Here is a 6,308-nt window from a genome sequence, read left to right on the forward strand (position 1 = left end):
GATTAGAAGCCGTCAAGACGCTCATTATTGTTCGCCTTGCTCCGTAGCTTCATTATAGTTACCGAGGTTTACTTCCTTATTAGCAACTGTACCGGCACGGCGCGAAGATTGGCGAGCTCTATTGATTTGCTGGGAAGACGACTGCCCTGTCATTTCCTGAGCAAGGCCAGCGACCTGGTTACGTATGGACTTACCGAAAAGTGAGTAAACACCGATTGCCGCAACGGCAATCAAAGCTACAATAATAATATATTCCGTCATTCCCTGACCGCGAGAACGTCGAGCAAAACCCGTATTCATAATTCCCTCCTGGCATACAGTCAAACACCACAATTGGCGTTGAGCTCAGGAAGTATAGATCGGGTTTTAGAAGGTCAGATCAGAAGTAGCAGATGTCTTACTCAATATTGAGATATTTGTGCATCTGCACAGAAAGGCGCCAGTTACGCGCTATGCAGGTTTTCATGGCAAGCTCTGTGGCGCGTGGCCGTTGGCTTATGGGTTGCAGGCAAATTACGGCGTCTGCTTTGGGCGGGCAGCGTTTTAGAAGGGAGTCTAACGCGTCTATGTGCTTTTGCATGGCTACCGGGTGCTTTATTTCGTTAGCGCGTGCCATACAGTCTGGGCGTACCAGGTAGCCGCCTGGCATATCAAGCTTGGGTGACACGGTTACCCAGGTGTTGTCAGTTACTTTTAGCTCAAAGGTACCGCTGGTTTCTATTTGCAGCTGGTAACCTTTGGCTTCTAAGGCACTGCCAAGCGGCAGCAGGTCAAACATAGCGGGTTCGCCGCCGGTTATCACCACGTGTTTGGCGGAGTAACCTTCTTTTTCAAAGCGGCTGATAATGTCTTCTGCCGTCATTTCAGCCCACTCAGCAGTAGCTTCGGTTTTTGCCATTAGGCGCTCAACGCTTACCTGGTCACTTGGGTTGGTCTCCCATGTGTGCTGGGTATCGCACCATGGGCATCCCACAGGACAACCCTGCAAACGCAGAAAAATAGATGGCACGCCGGTAAAGGTGCCCTCGCCTTGCAAGGTTTCAAAAATTTCGTTGATGCGGTAAGGCATAGCTTCCGTTAAAATGGCTTTGGCTAGAATGTATGAATGCGGATTATACGGGGAGTTACAGCATGTCGCAAAAGGTCGTTGTTATTTATTCAGGCGGAATGGACTCGTTTACCGTTTTGCACAAAGCGCTACAAGAGGGAAACGAGGTTCTGGCACTGTCGTTTAAGTACGGGCAACGCCATGTCAAAGAGCTTGAAGTTGCGGCTAACGTCTGTAAACAGCATGGAATACCCCACAAAGTTGTCGATATTACCGCTATTAACTCTCTGCTGTCGGGCAGTTCACTCACCGACGACATAGACATTCCCGAAGGCCACTACGAAGAAGAGTCGATGAAATCTACCGTAGTGCCTAACCGCAACATGATTTTACTGTCACTGGCCATTGGTTACGCCGTGTCCGAAAACGCCTCGGCGGTTTACTATGGTGCGCACTCGGGTGATCACGCTATTTACCCCGACTGCCGCCCGGAGTTTGTACGCCAAATGGATGTAGTGAGTAAAATGGCGAACTACGACCCGGTAGCCGTTCACGCCCCCTACTTAGATGTAGATAAAAACGCAATTTTAGCCGACGGCCTGAAAATGGGGCTGGATTACAGCCAAACCTGGACTTGCTATAACGGCCGTGACAAAGCCTGTGGTAAATGCGGTGCGTGTCAGGAACGCTTAGAGGCCTTCACCGCTAACGGCATGGAAGACCCCATTCTTTACGAAGAATAAGTTTTAGTTAAATAGAGAGTATCAAGTTAATTTCAAATAAACATCGCCCCATCTCTTTCTTACGCTGCGCTAAAAAGCGCCCAGCCACTGGTGCGAATGGAGCGGTATTATGTTAATTATTATCTCCATAATAAATTCTTACATGAACTCATCAATACTTACGTTAATCGAATAACACTCATCACTATCATTAAATTCAAGATAGTAGTTTATTGGAAAGCCAAAGCTGTCATCGAAAGTCGGTAATTCTGATTGCTCCCCCCAACTTTTAGCAACAACCTGCGGACTCCTCTCTAACTCGGACTTTAGATAAACAAACATTTCATCAAACGTACCGAAATGGTCGCCCGTTGGCGGCTCTATTTCCTGCCCAGAATCGTAATTAGTAACACTTGTGATTACGTTGTCATCGACAATAACTCTATAGGATGGCGCTGCCTCATCGACGACTCCATCACCACATGCTTGGTTGACCCTTTGATGATAGGCAAAACTATAATCAATAAGGTCATGAGACTCCCACAGCTGCTGTGCCGAGTTCACTTCCTCTAAAACATCTGCAACCCTAGGATCCGTTACGGGTTCTTGGCTATCTGTTTCAGAACCACCACAAGATACGAGTGCAATTGCAAAAAGTGGAGTTAAAAATTTCATTATTTGTATATCTTGACTGTATTAAATTAATTCCACCAATATTATGATCGTCATACTAAAGGTTATATTAAATGCATTCAATACTTCCGCAGTTAAGTTTCCCCTACCTTTAAACTTAAAAAAATCTGAAAACTGATAGTGATATAAAAATCACCATTTTAGATGTTAAGAAGCGTCAGGTTCGTATCGGTGTTGATCCCACCTTACTTAAAACTATCAGTAGGTAGCAGCAAGCTAAGTTTGTTACGAATAACCTAAGCAACGAACCTACAACCAGCGTTGGGCTTGCTCCCAGCGCTCGGTGCGTTTTAACTCTTCCAGCGAAACCGCTGGCGATGACATCAGCATTCTATTCACACGTTGTGCGCTTTCTGGCTCGGTAGCGGGTAAGTTAGCGTCCAGCACTTGCACTGCGCCTGCTCTGTCGTTACACACCAGTATCATGTCGCAGCCGGCGTTAAGAGCGGCTACGGCGCGTTGCTGCATGTCACCGGCAACGGTAGCGCCCTGCATAGACAAATCGTCACTAAATATGGTGCCATTAAACTGCAGCTCGCTGCGCAGTATTTGTTGCAACCAAAACTCGCTAAAACCGGCGGGCTGAGGGTCTATTTGCGGGTAAATAACATGGGCCGGCATAATGCCGTCCAGTTTCTGGCTTAATGACAAAAATGGTTTTAAGTCATGGGCCCTAATTTGCTCTAAGGTACGGTCGTCTTCGGGAATGGCAATGTGAGAATCGGCCTGAACGGAGCCATGCCCCGGGAAGTGTTTACCGGTACACGCCATACCCGCCTCGTGCATGCCTTCAATAAAAGACGACGCCAGTTTAGAAATTTCAGATGGCACTGCTGAAAAAGCGCGATCACCAATAACATCACTGCAGTCGTCTACGTCCAGCACTGGTGCAAAGCTAATATCAATACCTACAGCCTGAACCTCTGCTGCCATTAGCCAGCCTAAATCGCGGGCGGCGCGCTGCCGTTCGTCTTCGTTTTCTATTTGTTGCAGCGACCCCATAGCAGGAATAGCGCTAAAGCCTTGACGAAAACGCTGCACCCGTCCACCTTCGTGGTCTACCGCAATGAGCAAAGGTTTGCCGGCGGCCGCTCGTGCCTCGCGTGTCAGCGCCTGTAACTGCTCTAAGGACGCAAAGTTGCGTGTAAATAAAATAAGGCCGTTAACGGCGGGTGCCGCAAGAAGTTTTTTGTCTTCGGCGGTCAGCTCAGTGCCCGCAATATCTATCATTACTTGTGCCATAACAGCGGCTTTCTCGTTTGTTTTTCAATAGTCAGCAGTTTGCCATGAGTTAAGTAAAGACGCCATGTTCCCTGTTTATCTTTTCGCTCCTTATGCTAAATTAACATTTTTACAACACAATAAGAGATGCAGTATGAGACTCGACAAATCACTTTTATGCATAGGTATTACTCTGGCCCTTTCTGCCTGTGGTGGTTCAGATAGCGGTGGTACGGACAATTCTGGCGGAACCAATAACGACGATGGTTACGCCTTTTGCTCGGTCGAGGACCAAAATCAGCGCTTTTTCGAATATATGAAGGACGACTATTTTTGGGCTGACCAACTGCAGGACAGTTTAGATCCTGAAGCTTTTGACGATGTGTATGCGGTACTTGAAGAACTGCGTGTACCGGAGGACCGCTACAGCTATATATTAACGGAGGAAGAGTACGATCAGCTGTTTGTCAGCGCTACCTACTTCGGCTTTGGCTTCTCTATGGAACAAATTAGTGAAAGCCGCGTTAAGTTTCGCTTTGTCTATGACGACTCCCCTGCCGATACCGCAGGCATTGACCGCGCCGATGAACTTATTGCTATTGAGGGGGTAGCGGTTTCTGAACTGCTTGCTAATGGTGAATTTAATGACGCACTGGGCCCTAATGAAGAAGGCCTGAGCCGCGAAATTACCTGGCAAAAGCCCGACGGCACAGAACAAACTGAAGTGCTAAGTAAAGTTGAAGTAGAAACCAATACCGTTATGGGCGCTCAAACTTACCAGCTGGACGGCGAAACCGTTGGCTACTTTACATTAGATTCTTTCATTAACCGCACCGGCGACGACTTAAACAATGCCTTTGATTTATTTGCAGCTGAAGGTATTAACCATTTAGTCATTGATGTTCGCTACAACGGTGGTGGTTTGATCCGCTACGCTAACCAGGTCGCAACTCAGGCGGCAGGCATAAATGTGCAGGGTGAAACCTTTTTGGAATACCGTTTTAACGAACAAAACAGCAGCAATAATCAGAGCATTGACTTTAGTCTGGTCGATGGCGTTGAACAGCTAGATTTAGACCGTGTATTTGTACTGACTACCGGCAGCAGTTGTTCGTCTTCAGAAATCATTATTAACTCCCTGAGTCCTCACATTGAGGTTGTTACTGTTGGTGAACCCACCTGTGGGAAACCGGTAGGCCAACAGCCCGAAGAGCTGTGCGATAAAGTCACCTTTGCGATTAACTTTGAGACCGTAAACTCAGAAGGCGAAGGCAAATATTACGACGGTATTGCTCCGAACTGTTCAGTTGAAGACGAAATTGTCGGAGACTGGGGTAGCTCTGAAGACCCACTCACAGCGGCTGCAAATACTTACATCAGCAGTGGCAGCTGCCCTGCCGCTTCAGCTAGCGCAGAAACGAAAAAGAGCGCTCAGAAGCGCTCTTTTGTAACACCTATCTACAATATGAAAGATAAGCGCGAGTCTATTCAGTAAGAACTCGTATTTGCAGCGGTTAGTCTTTAACCGCTGCTTTTCTTATGTCACCTTTCGCCGTATAGAACTGATTATTCTCAATAATACCCGGCGCAAAGCTGTCGACACCAATAGCGGTTAAACGCAGTTCTTCGGTTTCAGCCAACTTATCAGCCGTTTCTTTGTCGACTAAGCCTTTTTGCAGTGCCGCATCGGCCAGTTCCTGACCATTAAGGTTGGACGATAATTCACCACGTTTTTGCGCCTTACGCAGCGTTTTATAAACCGGCTTCATCTCCAGCATAGACAAAAACGCTTTTTCCATGTGTCCGGTAGCGTCACCGATGCTGTCTTTCCAGTAGCACAAGAAGGTGTGACGGTCACGGGTAACACCCGGCTCCATCATGCTGGTGCTGATATTCTGTAAGATCTCATCTGATGGCTTTTTGAAGTGATTTCCCAGAGGGAAAATCAGTATACGCATTACCCACGCCATAAAGCGGTTCGGGAAATTGTCAAAGAAGCCATAGAAGGCGTCAGCAATGCTGAATAAATGGTGCTTAAGCGCGTAATGAACGTAAGGCAAGTCAGCCACCTGGCGACCTTCATCTTCAAAGCGCTTAAGTACTGCCGAAGCCATATACAAGTGACTCAACACATCGCCTAAACGGGCTGAGATCATCTCTTTACGCTTTAAGTCGCCTCCCATCATAAGCATGGAAATGTCCGACGCCAGTGCAAGCCCCCGGCTCATACGGCCCAGTTTACGGTAATAGTGCGCGGTTTCACCACTAACCGGTGATTCACCAAAACGAGCACCAGTAAGACCCAGCCACAAGCTGCCAAAGACGTTGCTAGCGGCAAAGCCAATATGTTTCAGTAGCAGGCTGTCAAAGTCGCGCATACCTTCGTCTTCATTCGGGTTAGCCGCAGCCTTCATTTCTTTTAACACGTAAGGGTGGCAACGCGTTGCACCCTGACCAAATATCATCAAGTTACGAGTCAGAATATTCGCGCCTTCAACGGTAATGGATACCGGTGTTGCCATGTACGCATGACCCAAATAGTTATGTGGACCTAACTGAATGCCTTTACCGGCATGAATATCCATGGCGTGTTCAAGTACTTCGCGCCCCATTTCGGTCATATG

6 protein-coding genes and 1 pseudogene are annotated in these 6,308 nt (G+C 47.5%); 2 read left to right on the forward strand and 5 right to left on the reverse strand.

The genetic code is table 11. The features are described 5' to 3' along the window. Nucleotides 1-24 precede the first annotated feature (24 nt). Nucleotides 25-300, reverse strand: coding sequence for a Flp family type IVb pilin (locus tag B3180_RS03745; RefSeq protein ID WP_054487182.1), 276 nt, complete (start codon nt 298-300; stop codon nt 25-27). A 97-nt stretch (nt 301-397) separates the two neighbouring features. After that, nucleotides 398-1,069: a 7-carboxy-7-deazaguanine synthase QueE gene (queE, locus tag B3180_RS03750; RefSeq protein ID WP_278358366.1), complete on the reverse strand. Its 672-nt coding sequence runs from the start codon at nt 1,067-1,069 to the stop codon at nt 398-400. A 62-nt stretch (nt 1,070-1,131) separates the two neighbouring features. Between queE and queC the strand changes: the two genes are divergently transcribed. Next, complete coding sequence (gene queC / locus B3180_RS03755) at nt 1,132-1,791, forward strand: 7-cyano-7-deazaguanine synthase QueC (protein ID WP_286843140.1); 660 nt, start codon at nt 1,132-1,134, stop codon at nt 1,789-1,791. Nucleotides 1,792-1,929: 138 nt separating this feature from the next. Here queC and B3180_RS03760 read toward each other — a convergent pair whose 3' ends face one another. Both B3180_RS03760 and nagZ read right to left on the reverse strand, forming a co-directional pair. Further along, on the reverse strand, nt 1,930-2,445 hold the full coding sequence (locus B3180_RS03760) for a DUF6174 domain-containing protein (protein ID WP_278358364.1): 516 nt from the start codon (nt 2,443-2,445) through the stop codon (nt 1,930-1,932). A gap of 267 nt (nt 2,446-2,712) precedes the next feature. Continuing rightward, a pseudogene (gene nagZ, locus B3180_RS03765) lies at nt 2,713-3,711 on the reverse strand (beta-N-acetylhexosaminidase); the annotation flags it as partial. 127 nt (nt 3,712-3,838) lie between these two features. Here nagZ and B3180_RS03770 point away from each other — a divergent pair. Further along, nucleotides 3,839-5,179, forward strand: a complete 1,341-nt coding sequence (locus B3180_RS03770) for a S41 family peptidase (protein ID WP_278358363.1) — start codon at nt 3,839-3,841, stop codon at nt 5,177-5,179. Between the two features lie 19 nt (nt 5,180-5,198). Here the strand turns inward: B3180_RS03770 and B3180_RS03775 are convergent. Then, nucleotides 5,199-6,308, reverse strand: a 1,110-nt coding sequence (locus B3180_RS03775) for an acyl-CoA dehydrogenase domain-containing protein (RefSeq protein ID WP_286843144.1), incomplete at its 5' end; no start/stop codon positions are given.

The organism is Idiomarina sp. UBA4206 (genome assembly GCF_002383015.1).
Taxonomy (GTDB): Bacteria; Pseudomonadota; Gammaproteobacteria; order Enterobacterales; family Alteromonadaceae; genus Idiomarina; species Idiomarina abyssalis.

What these genes read in the sequence shown, in the direction of transcription:
- B3180_RS03745 (WP_054487182.1), bottom strand. Translation starts at nt 300, where the DNA reads ATGAATACGGGTTTTGCTCGACGTTCTCGCGGTCAGGGAATGACGGAA.
- queE (WP_278358366.1), bottom strand. Translation starts at nt 1,069, where the DNA reads ATGCCTTACCGCATCAACGAAATTTTTGAAACCTTGCAAGGCGAGGGC.
- queC (WP_286843140.1), top strand. Translation starts at nt 1,132, where the DNA reads ATGTCGCAAAAGGTCGTTGTTATTTATTCAGGCGGAATGGACTCGTTT.
- B3180_RS03760 (WP_278358364.1), bottom strand. Translation starts at nt 2,445, where the DNA reads ATGAAATTTTTAACTCCACTTTTTGCAATTGCACTCGTATCTTGTGGT.
- B3180_RS03770 (WP_278358363.1), top strand. Translation starts at nt 3,839, where the DNA reads ATGAGACTCGACAAATCACTTTTATGCATAGGTATTACTCTGGCCCTT.